Raw genomic sequence first — 22,753 nt, forward strand, 5'->3', positions numbered from 1 at the left:
ATGAGCACGGTGGCCTTGATCGACGCCGGCGGCGCCAACCTCGGTTCGGTGCGCTATGCGCTGCAGCGGCTCGGCGTGGAGCCGCGGCTGGTGCGCGACGCGGCAGGTCTGCAGGGCGCGGAGCGGGTGATCCTGCCGGGCGTGGGGGCGGCGCCGCATGCGATGGCGCGGCTGCGCGAGCAGGGCCTGCTCGAGCCACTGCGCGCGCTGCAGGTGCCGCTGATCGGCATCTGCCTGGGCATGCAGTTGCTGTTCGAGCATTCCGAGGAGGGCGATGTCGATTGCCTGGGCCTGCTGACCGGCGTGGTCCGGCGCATGCCGCCGGCGCTGGGCATCCGCGTGCCGCACATGGGCTGGAACCGGCTGTTGCCGCTGCGCCCGTCGTCGTTGCTGGCGGGCGTGCCGGACGGTGCCAGCGCCTACTTCGTGCACGGCTATGCCGCACCGGTCACAGGCGACACGGTCGCCGCCTGCGATCATGGCGGCCTGTTCACCGCGGTGGTGCAGCATGGTCGCCGCTGCGGCGCGCAATTCCATCCCGAGCGCTCCGCCGACACCGGCGCGCGCATCCTGCGCAACTTCCTCGAGACCGATTTCCCATGAGCTTCGTCGTCTATCCCGCCCTGGACATCCGCGACGGCCGCGTGGTGCGGTTGGCGCAGGGCGACTACGCCCGCGAGACCCACTACGGCGACGATCCGCTGCGCCGCGCGCAGGCCTTCGCCGAAGCCGGTGCGCAGTGGATGCACCTGGTCGATCTGGATGCGGCCCGCGCCGGCGGCTATACCCTGGCACCGCTGCTGCAGCGGATCCGCAACGAGACCGGGCTGCAGGTGCAGACCGGCGGCGGCGTGCGCTCGCGCGCCGACGTGCAGCGCCTGCTCGATGCCGGCGCCAGCCGCGTGGTGATCGGCTCGCTGGCGGTACGCGACCGCGAGTCGGTACTGGAGTGGCTGGCCGAATTCGGTCCCGAGCGCATCACCGTGGCGCTGGACAGCCGCCAGGACGCGCACGGCTTCTGGCGCCTGCCGGTGCACGGCTGGACCGAGACCTCGTCGCTGAGCCTGGACGCGCTGGCCGGCGAGTACGCCGCGGCCGGCCTGATCCACCTGCTGTGCACCGACATCGCCCGCGACGGCATGCTGTCCGGGCCGAACCTGGCGCTGTACGCGCACCTGCGGCAGCTCGCGCCGGCGTTGGCGGTGCAGGCCTCCGGCGGCATCCGCAACGCTGCCGATGTGCGTGGCGCGTGCGAGGCCGGCTGCGCCGGTGCCGTGCTCGGCAAGGCCTTGCTGGAAGGGCGGCTGCGCCTGGACGAGGCGCTGGCATGCTGAGTCGGCGCATCATCCCGTGCCTGGACGTGCGCGAAGGGCGCGTGGTCAAGGGCGTCAAGTTCCGCGACCACGTGGACATGGGCGATATCGCCGAGCTGGCGCTGCGCTACCGCGACCAGGGCGCCGACGAACTGGTGTTCTACGACATCGGCGCCAGTCCGGAAGGGCGCTCGGTGGACTACGCCTGGGTCGAGAAGGTGGCGCGGTTGCTGGACATCCCGTTCTGCGTGGCCGGCGGCATCCGCGACGTCGCCACCGCGCGCGCGGTGCTGCACGCCGGCGCCGACAAGATCTCGATCAATTCGCCGGCACTGGAGCGGCCGGCGCTGATCGCCGAGTTGGCCGAGGCCTTTGGCGTGCAGTGCGTGGTGGTCGGCATCGATTCGATCCGCGAGGACGACGGCCAATGGCGCGTGCGCCGCTTCACCGGCGATCCCAGCAAGACCCAGGCGCTGCGCATGCGCACCCTGGACTGGGTGGTGGAGGCGCAGCGCCTGGGTGCCGGCGAGATCGTGCTCAACTGCATGGACAGCGACGGCGTGCGCCGCGGCTACGACATCGCCCAACTGCACGAGGTGCGCGCCCTGTGCAAGGTGCCGCTGGTGGCGTCCGGCGGCGCCGGCGAGATGCAGCACTTCGCCGACGTGTTCGAGCGTGCCGACGTCGACGGCGCGCTGGCCGCCAGCGTCTTCCACAGCGGCGCGATCGCCATTCCCGAACTCAAGCGCTTCCTGCGCCAACGACAGATCGAGGTGCGCGATGGCGCATGAACACTCCCACGACGCGGACGCCGCCGATGCGGCGCTGGACTGGGGCAAGGGCGATGGCCTGCTGCCGGTGGTGGTGCAGGACGCCGCGACCCTGCGCGTGCTGATGCTGGGCTACATGAACCAGGAGGCACTGGCGCAGACGCGCCGCAGCGGCCAGGTCACCTTCTACAGCCGCAGCAAGCAGCGCCTGTGGACCAAGGGCGAAAGCTCCGGCAATGTGCTGGACGTGGTGGCGATCGACACCGATTGCGACCGCGACACCCTGCTGGTGCTGGCGCATCCGCGCGGGCCGACCTGCCACCTCGGCCGAGACAGCTGCTTCCCGCAGGCGCCGGGCCAGTTCCTGGGCGCGCTCGACCGGCTGGTCGCGCAACGCGAGCGCGACCGGCCTGCGGGCAGCTACACCACGCAGCTGTTCGAGAAGGGCACGCGGCGCATCGCGCAGAAGGTGGGCGAGGAGGGCGTGGAAACCGCGCTGGCCGGCGTCGCCCAGGGCGACGAGGACCTGCTCGGCGAGTCCGCCGATCTGCTCTATCACCTGACCGTGCTGCTGCGCGCACGCGGCCTGGGCCTGGCCGACGCGGTGGCGGTACTGGAAGCGCGGCACCGCTGAGTCTGTCCGGCGCGGTCATCGCCGTGTCGATGTCGTTGGCTACAATCGGGGGCCCTCGGCTTCTCCGGATGTTCCGCATGCTGCGCACCGTCGTCCTTGCCTGCCTGTTGGCCGCCGCCGCTCCCGCCGTGGCGCAGACCGCGACGGTCAGCGGCAGCGTCTACCAGGAACGCGATAACGCCCCGGGCCGCGGCCCGGGCGATGCCGGCATCGCCGGCGTGCAGGTGTCCGACGGCGTGCACATCGTCCGCACCGACGCGCAGGGCCGCTACCGCTTGGAAGTGGAGCCCGGCCGCACGGTGTTCGTGATCAAGCCCGATGGCTACAGCTTCGCCAGCGCCGGCAACGGCCTGCCGGACTACTGGCGGCACTACGCGCCCGCCGGCTCGCCCACGCTCAAGTATCCGGGCATCGCGCCCACCCGCGGCGCCACCGACCACTGGGACTTCGCGTTGCGCGCGCAGCCCAAGGCCGACAGCACCGAGGTGCTGGTGTTCGCCGATACCCAGACCGCATCGATGACCGATGTCGGCTACTACGCCCGCGACATCGTCGCGCCCTTGCGCGGCAAGACCCACGCGCGCATCGGCACCACCCTGGGCGACGTGGTCAGCGACGACCTGTCGCTGTATCCGGCGCTGAATGCGGAAACCGCCAAGCTCGGCGTGCCGTGGTTCCATGTGCCCGGCAACCACGACCTCAACTTCGATGCGACCGACGACGTCGATTCGCTGTCGAGCTGGCGTGCGGTCTACGGTCCCGACACCTACGCGGTGGAAGAGGGTGGCGCCAGCTTCGTGTTCCTGGACGACGTGGTCTACCAGCCGACGCAGCAGCCCAAGTACATCGGCGGCCTGCGCGCGGACCAGTTCGCGTTCCTGCAGGCCTACCTGGCCAGCGTGCCCAAGGATCGACTGGTGGTGCTGGGCCTGCACATCCCGCTGTTCGATGCGGCGCCCGGCAAGGAGACGTTCCGGCATGCCGACCGCGCGCGGCTGTTCGCGCTGCTGCAGGCGTTCCCGCACGTGCTGGTGCTCAGCGGCCACAGCCACACCCAACGCCACTATTACCACGGTGCCGAAGAGGGCTGGCACGGTGCGCAGCCGCTGCACGAATACAACGTCGGCGCGGCCTGCGGCGCGTTCTGGTCCGGGGTCAAGGATGCCGAGGGCATTCCCGCCGCGACCATGGCCGACGGCACCCCGAACGGCTATGCGCTGCTGACCGTGCGCCGCGACGGCGGCTATGCGCTGGCCTACCACGCCGCGCGTGCCGCCGACGACACCCAGATCGGCCTGCATGCGCCGAAGGTATTGCGCCGCGGTGCCTATCCGGCCTGGGGCGTGTACGCGAACGTGTACATGGGCGAGGACGACACGCGCGTCGAGTACCGCGTGGACGACGGCGCCTGGAAGCCGATGCAGCGGGTCGAACAGCCGGACCCGACGCTGCTCGCCGAGAACGCGCGCGACGATGCCGCCGATGCGCTGCGCGGCTACGATCGGTCGCCGGAAGCGATTCCGTCGCAACACCTGTGGCGCGGCGCCTTGCCGACCGACCTGAGTGTGGGTGCGCACCGCATCGAGGTCCGCGCGTTCGACCGCTGGCGCGGCGAGCAGCACGCCAGCGGCAGCTATCGATTGCAGGACGCCTCTCCCTGATCGCGCCGCGGTTGCGACGCTGGCGTCGCGTCCTGGCGACGCCAGTTCAGTCGCGACCTAGGTTCTTTTGACCGCCGTCCTGGGCGGTACCCGGCACACGCGGGCGCTGGGCGAAGTAGAACCGGCTGTTGTCGTTGTCGTTGGCGATGACGCCGAGGAGCCGATCGGCGCCAGCATTGGCGAATGTGCCGCCGTTTGTCCAGTTCGGCGCGCCGTCCCAGGAGCCGTGCCAGCTTTCATCTGCAAGTTATTCGAAGGACATGCTTTGCATTGATTGAATAACTGCACTGTTCCACACGGTTCGCCAGTTTTACGTCATGCGTTTGCTTGTCCGCGTACCTGCAGCGTACGGTGACGAATCGGCCCTCATCGTAGATGTAGCCCAGAACCCAATGGCCGTATCGCTCCTTTGCCACGTCGGGCTCAAGCGTTGCGAGATCCTGTGGTTCTCCATCGAATGCATCGATGGAGCGAAGTGGCTGATCCTGTCGAATGGGGCAGACCGAAGGCGCGGCGAGCACGGTACTCCAGGCAAAAAGGCAGAGTAGAAGAGCGGCAACTCGCTTGCTCAATGGAATAGACGTTGTTTCCATTGTTTGTAGCTCATATCTGCGCTGCCGTGCCTGCGGATCCGTCAGTATCAAGTCGGGCGCGGCGAAGACCCATTCTTCATCGGATACGTCGGTTGGCGTGGTGGCTTCATCGCCTACGATAGCCGCGTGAACTCCAAGTTCATAACACGCTCTAGGCTTGGCCACTGCTGAGAACAACTACACCCTCGACCTGCTGAGACGGTTGTGGACCATCGCTGCGGCGCGGTCCGGCTTACTACCGGTCTGGAGTCGGCATGAAACAAAAAAACCTCCATGAAGGAGGCCTATAAAACGAGAGGATCCTGGCTGGCGAGCGAAGGCTGGCGGGCGGATCGGTGCGCAGCTGGCTGGCGAAAGGCTGGCGGGCTTGCTGCGGGGCGCAGTGTAACGGCTGCACGCGATCGGCGATCGAATGCGAATTACTCTCATCTATGGGGTTCCTGCGGACTCCTGCTCCAGGCCCAGGGCGCACCGAGCGTTGGAGTCTTGCGTGCGCTGCTCGACGGAGCAGGGCCGCTCACTGCGTGGGAGTGGCAGTCGATGGCGGTAGCGCCGGTTTTGCGGGCGTCGGGGGAGCAGTGGTTTGCGTGGTCCCGGGCGCGTGGTCCGGTTCGCCATCGGTCGCAGTCATTGCGTCGTCCGCATCGGGTTCCGGATACGGATAGACCGGTGCGGCGGCGTTCGGCAACTGCGCGCGCCAGTGCTGCAGCCACGCGCCGATGCGCGCGCCCACGTACAGCTGCGGATACGACGGCGCCTCGCCTTCGGCCTGCTCGCGTGCGCTGATCTCGGCACTGGCCAGGCGATAGCTGTCGACCAGATCGGTGGTACGCGCCAGCGCGTCGATCAGCCAGGCGCGGCCGAAATAGGTGGCGCTGGCGGTGTTGCCGCAGCCGAACGAGGGCCGGTCGCGACGGGCGGCGGTGATGACCAGGGTGTCGGCGGTCTTCAGCGCCGGCACGAAGCCGCCGGAGTAGCAGGCCGAAATCACGATGATGCGGTTGCGGATGCCGGCGTCGTCGAGCAGGCGGCGCAGTTCCTGCGGGGTGATGGTGTCGTACTCGGCATCCTCGCCGGGGCCGAACTGCAGATACAGCTCGTGCTGCTCGGTGCCGTGGCTGGTCAGGAACAGCAGCAGCGCGTCCTCGCGCTTGTCCATCAGCTTGCCGATGCGGTCCAGCGTATCGGCCAGGTTGTCGTACGAGGCCTGTGGCGCGTAGGCGTGCGCGCCGAGATTGTCGCCGTGGTTGATCAGGGTGGCGATACGGCCAGCGGCGCCAAAGCGCTGCGTGAACATCTGCCGCAGGTACAGCACTTCGTTGCGGAACACGTCCTCGCTGGCGTCGCCGGCGAAGCCGACCACGTACAGGTCGGGGACGCCCGGGCGCTGAGGCTGCAGCGATCCCAGCGCCTGGCGCAGCTGCGCCTGGTCGACCGGATCCTGCACCGCCTCGTCCTGCGCGGTGTCGGCCGCGCCGGCCGGCATGGCGCCGGCATCGGAATGGCAGGCGGGCAGCGCCAGCGCCAGCAGCGCGGCCGGCAGCAGCCGGCGCCGCAGCACGGCCAACGGGCGCCGCAACGCCGCCAGGGCGGCCATCAAGGCAGCGACAGGCCTGCGCATGCGCGGGGACTCAGAAGCCCAGGTCGGCGAAGCTCTCCGCGCGGCGGTGGCCGTTGCAGGCTTCGCCCTGGCGCGGTTGCGGGTAATCGTCGCGGCGGTCGATCAGCACCGTGTCCAGGCCGGCGGCGCGGGCCGCATCCAGTTCGGCGACCACGTCGGACAGGAACACGATCTGCGCCGGCGCCACGCCGATCGCCTCGGCGATGCGCGCGTAGCTGGGCTGCTCGCGCTTGCCGCCGATCTCGGTATCGAACCAGCCGGAGAACAGCGCGCGAAGGTCGCCGGCGTCGCTATGGCCGAAGAACAGCTTCTGCGCCGGTACCGAGCCGGACGAATATACGTACAGCGCGCGGCCGTCGGCATGCCAGCGGCGCAGTGCCGGCGCGGCATCGGGATAGATGTGCGCGGTGAAGTCGGCATCGCGGTAGCCAGCTTCCCAGATCATGCCCTGCAGCGCCTTCAGCGCGGTGTGCTTGCGGTCCTCGTCGATCCAGCCCTGCAGGGTCTCCACGATCACCGCATCGGTGCAGATGCCGCCGCATTCGCTGGCGACGGCATCCAGCCATTGCCGCACCTGCGGCTGCTGGCCGTTCTCGCGCACGAAGCCGGGCAGGGCGCGGCGCGCATAGGGGAACAGCACGTCCTTGACGAAGGAGATGCTGCTGGTGGTGCCTTCGATGTCGGTGAGTACGACGCGCGGATCGGTCATCGCTCAGTGCGCCTCGCCGCGCAGCTTCGCCTCGTAGCGCGGGAAGCGCTGAGCGATGTCGGTGCCGGTGAAGTGGCCGACCCAGCCGTCCGGCTCGGTGAAGAAGCGGATCGCGATGAAGCGCGGCTCCGGGCCCATGTCGAACCAGTGGTGGGTGCCGTCGGGCACGGCGATCAGGTCGTCCTGCACGCATTCGATCTCGTAGACCTTGCCGTCCACGTGCAGGGTGAACAGGCCGGAGCCGGCGACGAAGAAGCGCACCTCGTCTTCCTTGTGGAAGTGCTCGTCGAGGAACTTCTTGCGCATCTCCTCGCGCTGCGGGTTGTCCGGGGCGATGCTGACCACGTCCACGGTTTTGAAGCCGTTGGCGGCGACCAGGCGGTCGATGTCGGCCTTGTAGGCGGCCATGACCGCTTCCGGCGAGGCGCCGGGCTCGATCGGCTGGTTGGCCTGCCAGCGCTCGAAGGTGACGCCGATCTTGCGCAGTTCAGCGGCGATCGCGTCGCCATCGCGGCTGTCGAACAGCGGCGCGTCGGGAGTGGTGTCGGCGAAGATGCGGAGTCGGCTCATGGCGGCGGGCGAAAGCGTCAGTGGGGACGAAAAGGGTAGCAGGTGCGCGGCCGGCGGCTGTTGCGGCGCTGGAACGCTGTCGCGCCGCGGCGGATCAGCCGGCGGCGCGCAGCTTGCGCAGCTCCAGCTCGCAGTGCAGCAGGAACTCGAACGCTTCGAGGTGGCGGCGCGCCTCGGCCATGTCGCGGCCCCAGGCGTACAGGCCGTGGCCGTCGATCAGGTAGCCCCACAGCGGCGTGCGATCGAGCAGGGCGTCGACCTGCGCGGCCAGCACGGTCATGTCCTGGGTGTTGGCGAACACCGGCAGGTCCACCGCGGTCTCGTGGGTCTGGTTGCCGTGCAGCGCCTTCAGCAGCTCGTAGCCTTCCAGGCGGATATGGCCCTGCGGGGCATACAGGCGCGAGGCGATGGTCTGCACCGGCGAGTGCGTGTGCAGAATGCAGCCGACCTCGGGGAAGCGCCGGTACAGCTGGGTGTGCAGCAGGGTCTCGGCGGACGGACGCAGCGGCCGGCCGACGGCCTGGCCGTCGAAGTCCACCACCATGATGTCGTCCTCGACCAGCCGGCCCTTGTCGCGACCGGAGACGGTGATCGCGGCATGGCGATCGTCCAGGCGGTGCGAGAAGTTGCTGCTGGTGGCGGGCGTCCAGCCGGCCTGCGAGAGCTCGCGGATGTTGTCGATCAGCAGGTGCGCCAGCGTGCGCAGGCGCTCGGAATCGTAGGGCAGTGCGTTCATGCGCGTAGTGTAGGGCTTGATCGCTGGATTGGGATGACAGGTGGTGGTGCACCCAGTAGCACCTCCTCACGCCGTACCCTCACCCCAACCCCTCTCCCGGGGGGAGAGGGGCTTTGGCTTCTCCCTTCTCCCGTCGGGAGAAGGTGCCCCGCAGGGGCGGATGAGGGTACGGGCGAAGCCTCGTGTTGCCAGATGGGTGCAGCGCTTCGCGTCCGTACCTTCACCCCAACCCCTCTCCCGATGGGAAAGGGGCTCTGCGCTCAGCCTTGGCTGCCGCGCAGGCGGCTGTGGCGGTAGCCGTAGCCGAAGTAGATCGCCAGGCCGATCACCGTCCAGCCGGCCATCAGCATCCAGTTGTGCGCGGTCATCGCCGACAGCAGCGCCAGGCAGCTGAGCACACCGGCGATGCAGATCGGCCAGGCGAACGGAATGCGAAACGGCCGCGGCAGGTCCGGCTGGGTGCGGCGCAGGATCAGCACGCCGGCGCAGACCGCGGCAAAGGCGATCAGGGTGCCCATCGAGGTCAGTTCGCCCAGCACGTCCAGCGGGAACAGCGACGCCAGCAGGGCGATGCCGATGCCGGTGATCACCGTGTTGACGTGCGGGGTGCGGTAGGTCGGGTGGATCTTGGTGAACACCGGCGGCAGCAGGCCGTCGCGGGCGATGATCATGAAGATGCGCGGTTGGCCGATGATCATCACCAGCACCACCGAGGACAGGCCGATCAGCGCGCCGACCTCCACCACCACGCGCAGCCAGCCCAACTGCGGATGCGCCGCCACCGCGGTCACCACCGGCTCGTCGGTGCCCAGTTGCGCGTACGGCAGCAGCCCGGTCATCACCGCGGCCATGGCGATGTACAGCACGGTGCAGATCACCAGCGACAGGATCATGCCGATCGGCAGGTCGCGCTGCGGCCGGTGCGATTCCTGCGCCGCCACCGACACCGCCTCGAAGCCGATGTAGGCGAAGAACACCATCGCCGCGCCGCGCAGCACGCCGTCCAGGCCGTACTTGCCCGGGCCTTCGTTGGCGGGGATGAACGGGTGCCAGTTGGCCGGGTCCACGTACTTCCAGCCGGCGGCGATGACCAGCACGATCAGGCCGCTCTTCAGCACCACCATCGCCATGTTCATCGCCGAGGACTTGCGGATGCCGACGTAGCACAGCCAGGTCAGCAGCAGCACGATGCCGGCGGCAGGCAGGTTGGCGATCGCGCCGGTGGGCTGCAGCTTGCCGTCCAGCGGCGCGTTGACCAGTGCCGCGGGCAGATGGATGTTGAAGTGGTCGAGCAGGCTCAGGAAATAGCCGGTCCAGCTGACCGCCACCGCCGAGGCCGACACGCCGTACTCCAGCACCAGCATCCAGCCGATGAACCAGGCCGCCAATTCGCCGAAGGTGGCGTAGGTGTAGGTGTAGGCGCTGCCGGAGACCGGCACCATCGCCGCGAACTCGGCGTAGGCCAGCGCGCAGAACGCGCAGCACACCGCGGCCAGCACGAACGAGAGCATGATCGCAGGCCCGGCGTGGTTGGCCGCGGCCTGCCCGGTGATGACGAAGATGCCGCCGCCGATCACCGCGCCGATGCCCAGCGCGGTCAGGCCCCAGGGGCCCAGCGCGCGTTGCAGGCCTAGCCCGCCGGCGTCCTCGTGGCTGGCATGGGGGTGTTTGGTGGCCAAGAGTTGTTTGAGCATCGAGCGGTTCCAGCCGGGCGCGGCGTGCGAGGAAGAGGGGGCGAACGCGAAGACCGGCGCGGACGCCGGTCTTCGGAGGAGCGGATCAGGCCTTGGTGGCCAGGCGGCTGTTGCGGATGCCGTAGAAGAAGTAGATGCACAGGCCGATCAGGGTCCAGCCGACGAACACCTTCCAGTGTTCCTGGAATGCCTGGAAGAACAGGCCCACGCAGAACAGCGCGCCCAGCGGGCACACCGCCCAGAACAGCGGCACCCGGAACGGACGCGGCAGATCCGGACGGGTGAAGCGCAGCACCATCACCCCGACGCACACCGTGGCGAAGGCCAGCAGGGTGCCCATCGACACCAGTTCGCCCAGCACGTCCAGCGGAATCAGTCCGGCCAGCAGCGCAGCGAGCACGCCGACCACCACGGTGCCGACGTAGGGGGTGTGGAAACGGCGATGGACCTTGCCGAACAGCTTCGGCAGCAGGCCGTCGCGCGCCATGGTGTAGAAGATGCGCGGCTGCGCCATCAGCATCACCAGCACCACCGAGGACAGGCCGGCGATGGCACCGATCTCGACGAAGGTCTTCAGCCAGGCCAGCTGCGGATAGTGCTCCAGCGCAGTGGCCACCGGCTTGGCGGTGCCGAGCTGGGTGTAGGGCAGCAGGCCGGTCAGCACTGCGCAGACGATGATGTAGATGACGGTGCAGATGGCCAGCGACACCAGGATGCCGATCGGCATGTTCTTCTGCGGGTCCTTGGTCTCGCCGGCGGAGGTGGAGACCGCATCGAAGCCGATGTAGGAGAAGAACACGATGGAGGCGGCGCGGAAGATGCCGCTCCAGCCGAACTCGCCCGGGCCGGTGTTTTCCGGGATGAACGGATGCCAGTTGTCCGGGTTGATGTAGAAGATGCCGACGCCGACGAACAGGCAGATCACCAGCACCTTGATCGCCACCACGATGGCGTTGACGAAGGCCGATTGAGTGACGCCGACGTAGCACAGCGTGCTGACGGCGGCCACGATCAGCACCGCCGGCAGGTTGACGAGGTTGCCCGAGGCGACGAAGGCGTGGCCGGTCCAGGTCAGCGGCGCGCTGGCCAGTTCCGCGGGGAAGGGCAGGCCGAGGGTGCCGGTGACGAAGCTGATCAGATAGGCCGACCAGCCCACCGCGACGCTGGAGCCGGCGAACAGGTATTCCAGCACCAGGCACCAGCCGATGAACCAGGCCACGCCTTCGCCGAGCGTGGCGTAGGAGTACGAGTAGGCGCTGCCCGAGACCGGCAGCATCGCCGCGAATTCGGCATAGCACAGGCCGGCGAAGGCGCAGGCCAGGCCGGCGAACACGAACGACAGCATCACCGCCGGGCCGGCATGATTGGCCGCGGCCTGGCCGGTGAGCACGAAGATGCCGGCGCCGATCACCGCGCCGATGCCGAGCAGGATCAGGTGTCTGGCGGTGAGGGTGCGTTTGAGGGTGGCTTCGCCCTCCAGGCTGCCTTCGAACGGTTCGCCGGCATCGACGTGACCGGCCGGTTCGATCGGCTTGACCCTCAGCAAAGACTTGAGCATTCGGTGCATCCCCAGGTGGCGGTACGGGGCAAGCGGCCCCGGCAATGGCGAAGCGCCGGGCCCGCAGCGGGCGACGCAAGCGTCGTACCATGCCAAAGCCGGCCGGCCGCCACAAGCCGCGCTGCACCGTGGACGGCGATAATGGCCGCCCCCGAACGCGAGAACGCCGATGCCGGAGTCGTCCCTACGCCAGCAGTTGCAGGCCCATGCCCGGCAGTGTCCGGATCAGGCCGAGGTCGCCGCGCAGTTCCTGGCCTTGCTCGACGATGCCGCCGATCCGTTCGTGCGCGCCCGCCTGGACGGCCATTTCACCGGCTCGGCCTGGCTGGTCAGCGCCGACGGCACGCGCACCTTGCTGACCCATCACCGCAAGCTGCAGCGCTGGCTGCAACTGGGCGGCCACGCCGACGGCGACCGCGATCTGGCGCGGGTGGCCTTGAGGGAGGCCGAGGAAGAATCGGGGCTGCCCGGCCTGGCACTGGAGGATGGCGCGATCTTCGACCTGGACCGGCACTGGATTCCCGCCCGCGGCGAGGTGCCGGGGCACTGGCATTACGACGCACGCTACGTGGTCCGCGCCGGTGCGGACGAAGCCTTCGCGGTCAGCGCCGAGTCGCTGGCCCTGGCCTGGCGCCTGATTGCCGAATTGCTGGATGAAGCGGACCTGGATCCGTCGCTGCGGCGCATGGCGCAGAAGTGGTTGAAGCGCAGCGCATCAGCCCCTCTCCCCCCGGGAGAGGGGTTGCGGTGAGGGTTGGGCGCGAAGCGCATGCGGTGTTTCAGCTGCACGAGGCTGCGCCCGTACCCTCATCCGCCCCTTCGGGGCACCTTCCCCCAAAAAGGGGGCCATGGTCCCGGCGGGAGAAGGGAAATGCATAGCCCCTCTCCCTCCGGGAGAGGGGTTGGGGTGAGGGTACGGGTGCGCAGCGCCCCCACGAATCCCCAATCCCGAATCCCCAATCCCCGCTAGTAAAGAATGCGCGTCCGCAACGTCCCCGCCACCTGCGCCAGTTCCTCCTTCAGTACCGCCGCCTGTTCCTCGCTGGCGCCGACGTCGATCACCACGTAGCCGACCTTGGGGTCGGTGCGCAGGAACTGGCCGTCGATGTTGACGTTGTGGCGCGAGAACAGTTCGTTGATCTGCGACAGCACGCCCGGCACGTTGCGGTGGATGTGCAGCAGGCGCAGGCTCTCGGCGTGCTCGGGCAGGGTCACCTCGGGGAAGTTCACCGCCGACAGGGTGCTGCCGTTGTCGCTGTAGCGCACCAGCTTGGCCGCCACTTCCACGCCGATGTTGTCCTGCGCTTCCAGCGTGCTGCCGCCGACGTGCGGGGTCAGGATCACGTTGTCGTGCGCGGCCAGCGGCGATTCGAACAGGTCGCCGTTGCCCTTGGGTTCGATCGGGAACACGTCCACCGCGGCGCCGCCGATGTGGCCGCTGCGCAGCGCCGCGTCCAGGGCGTCGATGTCGATCACCGTGCCGCGCGAGGCGTTGATCAGGTGCGCGCCCGGCTTCATCTGCGCCAGCTGCGTGGCGCCGATCATGTCGCGGGTGGCCGCGGTTTCCGGCACGTGCAGGGTGACCACATCCGAGCGCGCCAGCAGGTCGTCCAGGTCGGTGGCGGTGCGGGCGTTGCCCAGCGACAGCTTGGTCTCGATGTCGTGGAAGATCACCTGCATGCCCAGCGCCTCAGCCAGCACGCCGACCTGGGTGCCGATATGCCCGTAGCCGACGATGCCCAGCACCTTGCCGCGGGTCTCGTGGCTGCCGGCGGCCGACTTCGACCAGCCGCCGCGGTGGCATTCGGCGTTCTTCTGCGGAATGCCGCGCAACAGCAAGATGGCCTCGGCGATCACCAGCTCGGCGACGCTGCGGGTGTTGGAGTAGGGCGCATTGAACACCGGGATGCCGGCCAGTTCCGCGGCGTCCAGGTCGACCTGGTTGGTGCCGATGCAGAAGCAGCCGACCGCGATCAGGCGCTTGGCGTGGGCCAGCACCTCGGCGCTGAGCTGGGTACGCGAGCGGATGCCGACGATGTGCGCCTCGGCGATGCGCTGCTTGAGCTCGTCTTCCGGCAGCGACTTGGCGTGCAGTTCGATCTGCGAGTAGCCGGCCGCGCGGAACACGTCGACGGCGGTCTGGCTGATGCCTTCGAGCAGCAGCACGCGGATATCCTGCTTCGGAAACGAGGTCTTCTTGGGCGACATTGCGGCGAGGGAGCGATGGCCAACGGGCCGGTCACTATGCCAGATGGCTCCGCGCTTTGGTGCGCCGCAATAGGATGCCGGGAGGATAGCGATGCAACGCTGGAAAGGTTTCAGGTGCATCGATGTTTGTTGGGAGGAGTCGGGACCCGGGACCCGGGACCCGGAGAAGCGTGCACCTCTTGCGCCTGACGGTGTTGCTTGACGTCCCACGTCGGTTGCTTTTGCTTTTCCGGGTCCCGGGTCCCGGGTCCCGGCTCTAGATTCCCGAGCCCCGGCTCCTCCCCAACTGGACGCGGTTACGCAACGCTGGCACGCTTGAATGCTTGCCTCCGCCGATGCCTCTCCGCCCATGACCGACCCGCGCCTGGATGCCCTGGCCCTTGCCGTTCCCGGCCTGCGCCTGAAGACCGATCCCGCCGACCTGGAACACTACGGTCGCGATTGGACCCGGCGCTGGACCCCGGCGCCGCTGGCGATCGCGCTGCCGGCGACGGTGGAGGAGGTGCAGGCAGTGCTGCGCTGGGCCAACGAGCACGCGGTGGCGGTGGTGCCCTCCGGTGGCCGCACCGGCCTGTCCGGCGGCGCGGTGGCGGCGCACGGCGAGCTGGTGCTGAGCCTGGAGCGGATGAACAAGGCGCTGGCCTTCGATCCGGTCGACCGCACTCTCACCGTGCAGGCCGGCATGCCGCTGGAAGCGGTGCACAACGCTGCGCGCGAGCACGGTCTGCTGTACCCGGTGGACTTCGCCGCGCGCGGCTCGTGCTCGATCGGCGGCAACATCGCCACCAACGCCGGCGGCATCCGCGTGATCCGCTATGGCAACACCCGCGAGTGGATCGCCGGGCTGAAGGTGGTCACCGGCAGCGGCGAACTGCTCGAACTCAACCGCGGCTTGATCAAGAATTCCAGCGGCTACGATTTCCGCCAGTTGCTGATCGGCTCCGAAGGCACCCTGGGCATCGTCGTCGAGGCCACCCTGCGGCTCACCGATCCGCCGCCGCCGAGCAACGTGATGCTGCTGGCGCTGCCCTCGTTCGAGGTGCTGATGCAGGTGTTCGCCGCGTTCCGCAGCCGGCTGCAGTTGGAGGCGTTCGAGTTCTTCACCGACCGCGCGTTGCAGCACGTGCTCGCGCATGGCGCGCAGGCGCCGTTCGACACGGTGTATCCGTACTACGTGGTCACCGAGTACGCCAGCGGCAACGAGGCGCAGGAGGCCGCGGCGTTGGCCGCGTTCGAGGCCTGCATGGAGCAGGGCTGGGTACTGGACGGGGTGATCAGCCAGAGCGAGGCGCAGGCCGCGCAGCTGTGGCGCCTGCGCGAAGGCATCACCGAGGCGGTGGCGCGCTACACCCCCTACAAGAACGACGTGTCGGTGCGGATCTCGGCGATGCCGGCGTTCCTGGCGCGGACCCAGGCGCTGCTCGGCGAGGCCTACCCGCAGTTCGAGGTGGTGTGGTTCGGCCACATCGGCGACGGCAACCTGCATATCAACGTGCTCAAGCCCGAGGCCACTGCGCCGGCGGATTTCATCGCGGCCTGCGAGCAGGTCACCAAGCTGCTGGCGCAGGTGCTGGCCGAGCACGGCGGCAGCATCTCCGCCGAGCACGGTATCGGCCTGGTCAAGAAACCCTACCTGGACAGCACGCGCAGCGCCGAGGAGATCGCGCTGATGCGCGCGGTCAAGCGCGTGTTCGATCCGTCCGGGTTGCTCAATCCGGGCAAGCTGTTCGATCCCTGAGCGCAGCCGTGCACCGCTGCCGCGCGGCCCGTTCAGGCGCTGCGCGGGGCGGACCGCTAGGCTATGCGGCGCGGCGCTGGCCGTCCCCTTTTTCACGATCCCGTTTGGAACGATTGCAATGACCCGAGTGACCGCGCGCTGCGCCCTGCTGTTCGCCCTGATCCTGCCCGCGTTCGCGCAGGCCTCCAGCTTCGCCGGCAGCTCCGCCGGTTCGGCCTCGGCCGGCTCGGCCGGCAGCTCGGCGTCCTCGGACAGCAGTTCCAACAACGATAAGGTGGTGCTGCAGGCGCGCGACGACGCGGCCGGCTTCGTCGCCAGCGCCGGGCGCATCCGCGGCGTGCAACTGGAAGCGGCGCTGCGCGTGTTGCGCGAGCGCAACCCGCAGGCGCAACAGGCCAGCGACCTGGAACTGGCGCAGGCGATCCTGGCGCTGTGATCCCGCGCCGGCCACGGCGCCTGCGCGCGCGGTGGCTGGCGTTGCTGGCGCTGGCCGCTGCGGTGCACGCAGCGGCCGCGCCGCTCGCTGTCGACGCCACCGGCCTGAGCCCCGCCGAACGCATGGCCAGCGAGGCCGTGCTGGCCGCGGCGCAGGCGCGACTGCCGCCGGCCTGGACCGCGGCGCTACCCGCAGGACTGCCGCTGCAGTGGCGCGACGATCTCCCCACGCAGGTGCACGGGCGCGCGCAGGCCAGGCGCCTGCTGTTGAACAAGCGCTTGCTACGCGACTGGATCGCGGCGCCAGGGCGCGACACCGATCCGGTCGCCGACCCGGCACGGCGCCCGGCGCTGGCCGCCTTGCTGCACGAGCTGGCGCATTTCTACGACCGCTCCACGGCCGGGCATCTCTCGTCCGATCCGCGACTGCTGGATCTGGCCGGCTGGCAGGTGAGCCCGATGCGCCTGGGCCTGCGTCGCGGCCAGAACCGGTTCACCGAGCGCAGCCCGGATCGCTACGAATTGCAGTCGCCGGCCGAGTTCGTGGCGGTGAATCTCGAGCACTTCCTGCTCGATCCGGACTACGCCTGCCGGCGGCCGGCGCTGGCCCGCTACTTCGCCGCGCGCCTGGCATGGACGCCGCCGGCGAGCGCATGCGCGCCCGGCCAGGTGTTCGTGCAGGACCCGCTGGCCGACGCGGCCGCCTTGCTGCAGGTGGACCCGGCGCGGATCTACGCGGTGGACTACCTGCTGGCCGAAGGCAACGCGCAGCCGATGAGCCACTGGGGCCACAGCATGTTGCGCCTGGTGATCTGCGCGCCGGGGCGGCCGCTGGGCCCGGCATGCCGGCTGGACCTGGCCGAGCACCGGGTGCTGTCGTTCCGCGCCTTCGTCGACGACGTGCAGATTTCCAACCTGCGCGGGCTCACCGGCTCCTACCCGTCGCGGCTGTTCGTGCTGCCGCTGCGCCAGGTGGTGGACGACTACACCCAGGTGCAGTTGCGCGGCCTGCAGTCGCTGCCGCTGCGGCTGTCGCGCGAAGAGATCGCCGCGCTGCTGGAGCGTGCCGCGCAACTGCACTGGAGCTACGACGGCCGCTATTACTTCCTGAGCAACAACTGCGCGGTGGAGACCTACGCCTTGTTGCACGACGGCGTGCCGCGGTTGGCGGCCGCGCACCTGTCCGGGATCAGCCCGACCGGCCTGCGCCGGCGCCTGGTACGCGCCGGCATCGCCGATGCGTCGGTGTTCGACGACGCCGACGCGGCGGTGCGCGATGGCTACTTCTTCCCGGCGGCGAGCGCGCATTTTGCGCAGATGTTCGCGGTGGCGCGCGGCTCCCTGGCACTGCCGGCCCGCAATGCCGACGCGTGGCTGGATCTGCCGGCCGCGCAGCGCGCGCCGTGGCTTGAGCGTGGCGACCTGCGTGCCAGTGCCGCCTTGTTGCTGCTGGAGAACGCCGCCCGCCGCCGCGCCGAACAGCGTGGGCGCGATGCATTGAAACGGCGCTATCTGGGCAAGCCGCTGCCGACCGCGGTGGCCGGTGCGGGCGGGGGCGATGCGGGTGCCGACACCCGTGACGCCGCCAGCGCGGTGCGTGCTGTGCTGGCCGAGCAGGGGCTACTGAGCCAACCGGCGAGCCTGCTGCAGGGGCAGCCGGGCTATGGCCTGCCGCAGGCGCAGGAACGTGCCTGGCTGCAGGTGCAGGGACAGGCACGGATCGCGGCGCTGCACGAGGACGGCGCCGCGCTGCAGACGCGCCTGCGCGGATTGCTGCCGGCGCCGCTGCAGGCGGACCTGGCGCAGATCGATGCCAACCTGGCGACGCTGGGCGCACGCCTGCGCACGCTCAATCGCGAAGGCGGTGGACTGCAGTTGGATTCGCCGTCGCTGTTGCGGCAGCGTGGTGGGCAGCCGTAGCGCAGCGTGCGGGCTTGCGATGCGAGGCGATCGAAGGGAACTGGATCGTGCGTGCGGTTGACGGCGGCGCGGTGGCGGCGTGAGTCCGCAGCACCTGTGCGTCGCAGGCGCAGCCGTGTTCGCATGAAGGAAGGCTGATCGCTCCATGGGTCGGGACTGGAGTCCCTCCCACAGAAACGCGGCGCAGCTTCCAACCCATTTATGTAGGGGCGGCTTCAGCCGCGACGAGCGAAGACGCGAAGCAGGCCGATGTCGACGGCCGTCAGGGCTGACGTCCATGTCCGCAAGGGCGCCACCTTGCCCGCACGCAAGCCGCCATCACGGCAGCTCGAGACCGGCATCCTCGCCGTAGCGGCGCAGCCAGGCGTCGCGCGGCGGATCCTGGCGGTACTGCGCGCGCAGCGTCGCCCAGGTCTGTTCATTGCCGTCGCAGTACTTGGCCATCGCCTGCTCCAGTTCGCGCCGCCGCGCCGCGTCGTAGGACTCTTCGCCGGCGAAATGGGTGCAGGTGTCCTGGCGCGCGACGAAGGCGCGGATCGGCTCGGGCAGCGTGCAGAAACCGTCGTGGTGCTCGGGATCGACCGCGTCGGGAATCGTGCACGCGGGCTTGGGGGCGGCCGCCGTGGCCGGCGTCGCCGGCGCGGCGAGCGCCAGCACCGGCACGGCCAGCAGCAGGCCGAGGCAGGCGGGCCGCGGCGCATGCGCGGCGCTGCCTGTGCGGGAGACGTGGGTGACACGGCGCCCGCGCATGGGCTCAGTCGGCGCGACCGGCGAACTCGCCGGTGGTGGTGTTGACCAGCACGCGCTCGCCGTTGCCGATGTACTCCGGCACCATGATCTCGATCCCGGTGTTGAGCTTGGCCGGCTTCGGGCGCTTGGTGGCGGTGCCGCCCTTGAGCTCAGGCGGGGTCTCGATCACTTCCAGGGTCACGCTCTGCGGCAACTGGATCGCCACCGGCTGGTCGTCGATGACCTGCACGTAGATGCCGCTGAGCCCGTCGGTGATGTAGCCGGCGTCGGTGCCGATCGCATCGGCGTCCAGGGTGTAGGGGGTGTAGTCCTCGTCGTCGAGGAACACGAAGGCCTCGCCGTCCTTGTACGAGAAAGTGGACTGGCGGCGCATCAGCTCGACTTCGCGCAGGTCGTCGTCGCCGTCGAAGCTGGCATCGAGCTTGTTGCCGCCCGGCACGCTGTACATCACGAAGCGGAAGCGCACGTTGCCGCCGCGGCCCTGCGGCGAGCTGCGCTCGATGTCGCGGATCTGGTACACGCCGTTGTTGTACTCGACGACGTTGCCTTTCTTGATTTCGTTGGCTTTCATGAGGGCTGGGAATCGGGAATGGGGAATAGGGAATCGAAACAGGGTCAAGCAGGCGGAGAGGATCAGCGGAAGGGAAACGCCGTTGCGATTCCCCATTCCCCATTCTCCATTCCCGGCTACTTAGGCGCCAACCGCACCGCGCCGTCGAGGCGGATGGTTTCGCCATTGAGGTAGCGGTTGCGCAGCAGGAACATCACCGTGTCGGCGAATTCGTCCGGGCGGCCGAGACGCGAAGGATACGGGATCGCCGCGGCGAGCGACTGCTGCACGGCCTCGGGCATGCCGTCGACCATCGGGGTCCAGAAGATGCCCGGCGCGATGGTGTTGACGCGGATGCCGAAGCGCGCCAGTTCGCGCGCCATCGGCAGGGTCATCGCCACCACGCCGCCCTTGGACGCGGCGTAGGCGGCCTGGCCGATCTGGCCCTCGTAGGCGGCGACGCTGGCGGTGTTGACGATGACGCCGCGCTCGCCGTCCTCGCCCGGGGCGTTGTGCTGCATCAGGTCGGCGGCGGCCTTGGCGACGTTGAAGCTGCCGACCAGGTTGACCATCACCGTACCCTGGAAGGTGGCCAGCGGCATCGGCGCCTCCTTGCCCAGTACGCGGCCGGCGCCGAGGATGCCGGCGCAGTTGATCGCGGCATTGAGGCCGCCGAGGAAGCCTTGCGCTGCGCCGAGCTGCGCGGCCACCTGGGCTTCGTCGCTGACGTCGGTGCGCAGGTAGCAGGCACGGTCCGCGCCCAGGGTGGCGATGGCGGCCGCGCCCTTGTCGTCGTTCAGATCGAACAGCGCGACCTTGCCGCCTTCGGCGACGATGCGTTGCGCCACCGCCAGGCCGAGGCCGGACACGCCGCCGGTGACCACCGCTTTGAGATCGGCAAGCTGCATGGATGTTCCCTCCCAGGAAAACGCCCAGTTTAGAGGCTGCCGCCCCATCGCGGCGAGATCGGCGATGGGCCGCGGCGCGCAGGTCCGTCGCCGGGTAAGGAACTACCGCGGCTCAGCCCTCGGCGGCCAGCGCCTGGCCGACCTTGCTGCCGGTAGGACGGCCCAGTTTCTGCGCCAGCCAGCGGCCGGTCGCGGCCAGCGCGGGCAGGTCGATGCCGGTCTCCACGCCATTGCCGTGCAGCAGGTAGACCACGTCCTCGCTGGCCACGTTGCCGCTGGCGCCCTTGGCGTAGGGGCAGCCGCCCGCGCCGGACACGGCGGCATCGACCACGCGCACGCCTTCTTCCAGGCAGGCGGCGATGTTGGCCAGGGCCTGGCCGTAGGTGTCGTGGAAGTGCACCGCCAATGCGTCCATCGGCACCACGGCGGCGACCGCGCGCAGCATCGCCCGCGCCTTGCCCGGCGTGCCCACGCCGATGGTGTCGCCCAGCGAGATTTCGTAGCAGCCCATCGCATGCAGCCGCTGCGCCACCCGCACCACGTCGGCCAGGGGGACGTCGCCCTGATAGGGACAGCCGAGCACCGTGGACACGTAGCCGCGGACCTTGACTCCGTCCGCGGCCGCGCGCTCCAGCACCGGCGCGAAGCGCGCCAGCGATTCGTCGATGCCGGCATTGGTATTGGTGCGGTTGAAGGTCTCCGAGGCGGCGGTGAACACGGCCACCTCGCGCACGCCGACCGCGGCCGCGCGTTCGTAGCCCTGCAGGTTCGGCACCAGCACCGGATAGTCCACGCCCGGCACCTGCGCGATGCCGGCGTAGACCTCGGCCGCGTCGGCCAGCTGCGGGACCCATTTCGGGCTGACGAAGCTGGTCGCCTCGATGCTGCGCAGGCCGGTGCGCCCCAGTCGCGCGATCAGCTCGATCTTGTCTTCCGTGGCGACCCAGGCCTTCTCGTTCTGCAGGCCGTCGCGCGGGCCGACTTCGACGATGCGGACGCTGTCTCTCATCGGCGAGACTCCTGCGCCGTTGGCCGGGTACTGCGCATGAGACGGGAAGCAACGAGGATCATCGGAATTCCTGAGAGAGGGAGGCGGTGAAACACCGGCGGCACGTCCAGCGCCGTCCGCGGGAACGACGCGGCGGCGCGGATCAGGCCGACGCCGGACGGTGGCAGACCGCTTCGATGTTGTGGCCGTCCGGATCTAGCAGGAACGCGCCGTAGTAGTCGGGGTGGTAGTGCGGGCGCAGGCCCGGTGCGCCGTGGTCGCGGCCGCCGGCGGCCAGGCCGGCGCGATGGAACGCGTCCACCTGCGCGCGGCTGGCGGCGACGAAGGCCACGTGCACGCCATTGTCGCCGGCGTCGCGGCCGCCGTCGGCGATCCAGAAGCTGGGCTTGCCGTCGCGCCCGAAACCGACGTGGCGCTGGCCGCCGCTTTCCTCGGCGCTCACCTGCATCACCACGTCCAGCTCCAGCGCGGCCAGGGCGGCGCGGTAGAAGGTCAGGCTGCGGTCGAGGTCGCTGCAGCGCAGGCCGAGATGGTCGATCGGGTTCATGGACTAGCCCTCCAGGCCGGTTCGCGTTTCTCCAGGAACGCATTCAGTCCTTCCTGGCCTTCGGCCGAGACCCGCAATTGCGCGATCAGGGCGGCGTTGGCCTGGTCCAGCGCATCGCGCTCGCCGCCGGCGGCGACCCGCCGCACCAGGGCCTTGGCGCCGGCGGCGGCCAGCGGCCCGGCCTGGCCGAGCAGGGCGACCTGGCGTTGCACCGCCGCGTCCAGCGCCTCCGGCGCCACCGCCTGGTGGACCAGGCCGATCTGCGCCGCGGTGGCGGCGTCGAAGGTTTCCGCGCTGGCGAACCAACGCCGCGCCTGGCGCGCGCCGATCGCCGCGATCACGTACGGCGAGATCACCGCCGGCAGCAGGCCCAGCCGGCTTTCGCTGAGCGCGAAGCGCGCATCGGTGGCGGCCACGGCGATGTCGCAACAGGCGACCAGGCCCACCGCGCCACCGAACGCCGCGCCTTGCACCCGCGCCACCGTGGGCTTGGGCAGTTCGTCCAGCAGACGCATCAGCCGCGCCAGGGCCAGCGCATCGTCCAGGTTCTCCTGTTCGCCGGCGCCGGCCATCGAGCGCATCCACTGCAGGTCGGCACCGGCCGAGAACGCCGCGCCGGCACCGGCCAGCACCAGTACCTGCACCTGCGGATCGGCGCCGATCTGCAGCAGGGCGTCGCTGAGCTGGACGATCAGCGCGGCGTCGAAGGCGTTGCGGACCTCGGGTCGGTTCAACTGCAGGGTCAGGACCTTGCCGGATCGTTGCAACAACAGGGCATCGCTCATCGAACACGCTCGTACAAAGGGAAAACGGCAGCCATACGGCGATC

General features: G+C 69.5%; 23 protein-coding genes. 9 read left to right on the forward strand and 14 right to left on the reverse strand.

Annotated features, from left to right (window positions below):
* The 5 genes from hisH to SLW55_RS13930 all read left to right on the forward strand — a co-directional run bounded on the left by hisH (position 1) and on the right by SLW55_RS13930 (position 4,378).
* Complete coding sequence (gene hisH, locus SLW55_RS13910) at positions 1–603, forward strand: imidazole glycerol phosphate synthase subunit HisH (protein ID WP_017913325.1); 603 nt, start codon at positions 1–3, stop codon at positions 601–603.
* The gene (gene hisA, locus SLW55_RS13915) at positions 600–1,334 is read left to right on the forward strand and encodes a 1-(5-phosphoribosyl)-5-[(5-phosphoribosylamino)methylideneamino]imidazole-4-carboxamide isomerase (RefSeq protein WP_320745303.1); all 735 of its coding nucleotides are present in this window, start codon (positions 600–602) and stop codon (positions 1,332–1,334) included. The genes hisH and hisA overlap by 4 nt, the downstream gene beginning before the upstream one ends.
* Positions 1,328–2,104 carry an imidazole glycerol phosphate synthase subunit HisF gene (hisF, locus tag SLW55_RS13920; protein ID WP_267084357.1) on the forward strand — a complete coding sequence of 259 codons (777 nt, stop codon included), beginning with the start codon at positions 1,328–1,330 and terminating at the stop codon, positions 2,102–2,104. Before hisA ends, hisF begins: the two co-directional genes overlap by 7 nt.
* Positions 2,094–2,717 carry a bifunctional phosphoribosyl-AMP cyclohydrolase/phosphoribosyl-ATP diphosphatase HisIE gene (hisIE, locus tag SLW55_RS13925; protein WP_267084358.1) on the forward strand — a complete coding sequence of 208 codons (624 nt, stop codon included), beginning with the start codon at positions 2,094–2,096 and terminating at the stop codon, positions 2,715–2,717. The genes hisF and hisIE overlap by 11 nt, the downstream gene beginning before the upstream one ends.
* Positions 2,718–2,794: 77 nt before the next feature.
* A complete protein-coding gene (locus tag SLW55_RS13930; RefSeq protein WP_320745304.1) occupies positions 2,795–4,378 on the forward strand; it encodes a calcineurin-like phosphoesterase family protein in 1,584 nt (527 codons plus the stop codon).
* 236 nt (positions 4,379–4,614) lie between these two features.
* Here the strand turns inward: SLW55_RS13930 and SLW55_RS13935 are convergent, their stop codons facing one another.
* The 7 genes from SLW55_RS13935 to SLW55_RS13965 all read right to left on the reverse strand — a co-directional run bounded on the left by SLW55_RS13935 (position 4,615) and on the right by SLW55_RS13965 (position 11,859).
* Entirely contained in the window at positions 4,615–4,971 is a 357-nt protein-coding gene (locus SLW55_RS13935) for an STY0301 family protein (protein ID WP_319019448.1), read from the reverse strand.
* Between the two features lie 517 nt (positions 4,972–5,488).
* Positions 5,489–6,568, reverse strand: a complete 1,080-nt coding sequence (locus SLW55_RS13940; protein ID WP_320745328.1) for a C13 family peptidase — start codon at positions 6,566–6,568, stop codon at positions 5,489–5,491.
* Between the two features lie 34 nt (positions 6,569–6,602).
* The gene (gene mtnC / locus SLW55_RS13945) at positions 6,603–7,301 is read right to left on the reverse strand and encodes an acireductone synthase (protein ID WP_320745305.1); all 699 of its coding nucleotides are present in this window, start codon (positions 7,299–7,301) and stop codon (positions 6,603–6,605) included.
* A 3-nt stretch (positions 7,302–7,304) separates the two neighbouring features.
* Positions 7,305–7,871: an acireductone dioxygenase gene (locus SLW55_RS13950; protein WP_320745306.1), complete on the reverse strand. Its 567-nt coding sequence runs from the start codon at positions 7,869–7,871 to the stop codon at positions 7,305–7,307.
* Between the two features lie 94 nt (positions 7,872–7,965).
* Complete coding sequence (locus SLW55_RS13955) at positions 7,966–8,607, reverse strand: methylthioribulose 1-phosphate dehydratase (protein WP_017912143.1); 642 nt, start codon at positions 8,605–8,607, stop codon at positions 7,966–7,968.
* A gap of 260 nt (positions 8,608–8,867) precedes the next feature.
* Entirely contained in the window at positions 8,868–10,301 is a 1,434-nt protein-coding gene (locus SLW55_RS13960) for an amino acid permease (protein ID WP_320745307.1), read from the reverse strand.
* 85 nt (positions 10,302–10,386) lie between these two features.
* Positions 10,387–11,859, reverse strand: a complete 1,473-nt coding sequence (locus tag SLW55_RS13965) for an amino acid permease (protein ID WP_043091917.1) — start codon at positions 11,857–11,859, stop codon at positions 10,387–10,389.
* A gap of 169 nt (positions 11,860–12,028) precedes the next feature.
* Here SLW55_RS13965 and SLW55_RS13970 point away from each other — a divergent pair, with 169 nt between their 5' ends.
* Entirely contained in the window at positions 12,029–12,610 is a 582-nt protein-coding gene (locus SLW55_RS13970) for an NUDIX hydrolase (protein ID WP_320745308.1), read from the forward strand.
* 215 nt (positions 12,611–12,825) lie between these two features.
* Here the strand turns inward: SLW55_RS13970 and serA are convergent, their stop codons facing one another.
* Entirely contained in the window at positions 12,826–14,067 is a 1,242-nt protein-coding gene (gene serA / locus SLW55_RS13975; protein ID WP_043091919.1) for a phosphoglycerate dehydrogenase, read from the reverse strand.
* 349 nt (positions 14,068–14,416) lie between these two features.
* On the opposite strand from serA, the gene SLW55_RS13980 reads away from it, so the two are divergent.
* The 3 genes from SLW55_RS13980 to SLW55_RS13990 all read left to right on the forward strand — a co-directional run bounded on the left by SLW55_RS13980 (position 14,417) and on the right by SLW55_RS13990 (position 18,160).
* Positions 14,417–15,805 carry an FAD-binding oxidoreductase gene (locus tag SLW55_RS13980; RefSeq protein WP_320745309.1) on the forward strand — a complete coding sequence of 463 codons (1,389 nt, stop codon included), beginning with the start codon at positions 14,417–14,419 and terminating at the stop codon, positions 15,803–15,805.
* 118 nt (positions 15,806–15,923) lie between these two features.
* Positions 15,924–16,241, forward strand: a complete 318-nt coding sequence (locus tag SLW55_RS13985; RefSeq protein WP_010341821.1) for a DUF2388 domain-containing protein — start codon at positions 15,924–15,926, stop codon at positions 16,239–16,241.
* Positions 16,238–18,160, forward strand: a complete 1,923-nt coding sequence (locus tag SLW55_RS13990) for a DUF4105 domain-containing protein (RefSeq protein ID WP_320745310.1) — start codon at positions 16,238–16,240, stop codon at positions 18,158–18,160. The genes SLW55_RS13985 and SLW55_RS13990 overlap by 4 nt, the downstream gene beginning before the upstream one ends.
* Positions 18,161–18,478: 318 nt before the next feature.
* On the opposite strand, the gene SLW55_RS13995 is transcribed toward SLW55_RS13990, so the two are convergent.
* The 6 genes from SLW55_RS13995 to SLW55_RS14020 form a co-directional block, all read right to left on the reverse strand.
* On the reverse strand, positions 18,479–18,910 hold the full coding sequence (locus SLW55_RS13995; protein WP_267081471.1) for a hypothetical protein: 432 nt from the start codon (positions 18,908–18,910) through the stop codon (positions 18,479–18,481).
* 4 nt (positions 18,911–18,914) lie between these two features.
* A complete protein-coding gene (gene yeiP, locus SLW55_RS14000) occupies positions 18,915–19,481 on the reverse strand; it encodes an elongation factor P-like protein YeiP (protein WP_017912214.1) in 567 nt (188 codons plus the stop codon).
* A gap of 116 nt (positions 19,482–19,597) precedes the next feature.
* Complete coding sequence (locus SLW55_RS14005) at positions 19,598–20,368, reverse strand: SDR family oxidoreductase (RefSeq protein ID WP_267120929.1); 771 nt, start codon at positions 20,366–20,368, stop codon at positions 19,598–19,600.
* A 112-nt stretch (positions 20,369–20,480) separates the two neighbouring features.
* The gene (locus SLW55_RS14010) at positions 20,481–21,377 is read right to left on the reverse strand and encodes a hydroxymethylglutaryl-CoA lyase (RefSeq protein ID WP_320745311.1); all 897 of its coding nucleotides are present in this window, start codon (positions 21,375–21,377) and stop codon (positions 20,481–20,483) included.
* 142 nt (positions 21,378–21,519) lie between these two features.
* Positions 21,520–21,924, reverse strand: a complete 405-nt coding sequence (locus SLW55_RS14015) for a VOC family protein (protein ID WP_152237814.1) — start codon at positions 21,922–21,924, stop codon at positions 21,520–21,522.
* Complete coding sequence (locus SLW55_RS14020) at positions 21,921–22,709, reverse strand: enoyl-CoA hydratase-related protein (RefSeq protein WP_152237815.1); 789 nt, start codon at positions 22,707–22,709, stop codon at positions 21,921–21,923. The genes SLW55_RS14015 and SLW55_RS14020 overlap by 4 nt, the downstream gene beginning before the upstream one ends.
* Between the last annotated feature and the right edge of the window lie 44 nt (positions 22,710–22,753).

The organism is Xanthomonas sp. LF06-19, from assembly GCF_034105425.1.
In the GTDB taxonomy this organism is placed as follows: Bacteria; Pseudomonadota; Gammaproteobacteria; order Xanthomonadales; family Xanthomonadaceae; genus Xanthomonas_A; species Xanthomonas_A sontii.

Bases quoted from the DNA above. Each gene is read 5' to 3' on its own strand.
- SLW55_RS14005 (WP_267120929.1), bottom strand. From the start codon at position 20,368: ATGCAGCTTGCCGATCTCAAAGCGGTGGTCACCGGCGGCGTGTCCGGC.
- SLW55_RS13940 (WP_320745328.1), bottom strand. From the start codon at position 6,568: ATGGCCGCCCTGGCGGCGTTGCGGCGCCCGTTGGCCGTGCTGCGGCGC.
- SLW55_RS13995 (WP_267081471.1), bottom strand. From the start codon at position 18,910: ATGCGCGGGCGCCGTGTCACCCACGTCTCCCGCACAGGCAGCGCCGCG.
- SLW55_RS13960 (WP_320745307.1), bottom strand. From the start codon at position 10,301: ATGCTCAAACAACTCTTGGCCACCAAACACCCCCATGCCAGCCACGAG.
- SLW55_RS14020 (WP_152237815.1), bottom strand. From the start codon at position 22,709: ATGAGCGATGCCCTGTTGTTGCAACGATCCGGCAAGGTCCTGACCCTG.
- serA (WP_043091919.1), bottom strand. From the start codon at position 14,067: ATGTCGCCCAAGAAGACCTCGTTTCCGAAGCAGGATATCCGCGTGCTG.
- hisF (WP_267084357.1), top strand. From the start codon at position 1,328: ATGCTGAGTCGGCGCATCATCCCGTGCCTGGACGTGCGCGAAGGGCGC.
- hisA (WP_320745303.1), top strand. From the start codon at position 600: ATGAGCTTCGTCGTCTATCCCGCCCTGGACATCCGCGACGGCCGCGTG.
- SLW55_RS14010 (WP_320745311.1), bottom strand. From the start codon at position 21,377: ATGAGAGACAGCGTCCGCATCGTCGAAGTCGGCCCGCGCGACGGCCTG.
- SLW55_RS13950 (WP_320745306.1), bottom strand. From the start codon at position 7,871: ATGAGCCGACTCCGCATCTTCGCCGACACCACTCCCGACGCGCCGCTG.
- mtnC (WP_320745305.1), bottom strand. From the start codon at position 7,301: ATGACCGATCCGCGCGTCGTACTCACCGACATCGAAGGCACCACCAGC.
- SLW55_RS13965 (WP_043091917.1), bottom strand. From the start codon at position 11,859: ATGCTCAAGTCTTTGCTGAGGGTCAAGCCGATCGAACCGGCCGGTCAC.
- SLW55_RS13930 (WP_320745304.1), top strand. From the start codon at position 2,795: ATGCTGCGCACCGTCGTCCTTGCCTGCCTGTTGGCCGCCGCCGCTCCC.
- SLW55_RS13955 (WP_017912143.1), bottom strand. From the start codon at position 8,607: ATGAACGCACTGCCCTACGATTCCGAGCGCCTGCGCACGCTGGCGCAC.
- SLW55_RS13935 (WP_319019448.1), bottom strand. From the start codon at position 4,971: ATGGAAACAACGTCTATTCCATTGAGCAAGCGAGTTGCCGCTCTTCTA.
- hisIE (WP_267084358.1), top strand. From the start codon at position 2,094: ATGGCGCATGAACACTCCCACGACGCGGACGCCGCCGATGCGGCGCTG.
- yeiP (WP_017912214.1), bottom strand. From the start codon at position 19,481: ATGAAAGCCAACGAAATCAAGAAAGGCAACGTCGTCGAGTACAACAAC.
- SLW55_RS13970 (WP_320745308.1), top strand. From the start codon at position 12,029: ATGCCGGAGTCGTCCCTACGCCAGCAGTTGCAGGCCCATGCCCGGCAG.
- SLW55_RS13985 (WP_010341821.1), top strand. From the start codon at position 15,924: ATGACCCGAGTGACCGCGCGCTGCGCCCTGCTGTTCGCCCTGATCCTG.
- SLW55_RS14015 (WP_152237814.1), bottom strand. From the start codon at position 21,924: ATGAACCCGATCGACCATCTCGGCCTGCGCTGCAGCGACCTCGACCGC.
- SLW55_RS13980 (WP_320745309.1), top strand. From the start codon at position 14,417: ATGACCGACCCGCGCCTGGATGCCCTGGCCCTTGCCGTTCCCGGCCTG.
- hisH (WP_017913325.1), top strand. From the start codon at position 1: ATGAGCACGGTGGCCTTGATCGACGCCGGCGGCGCCAACCTCGGTTCG.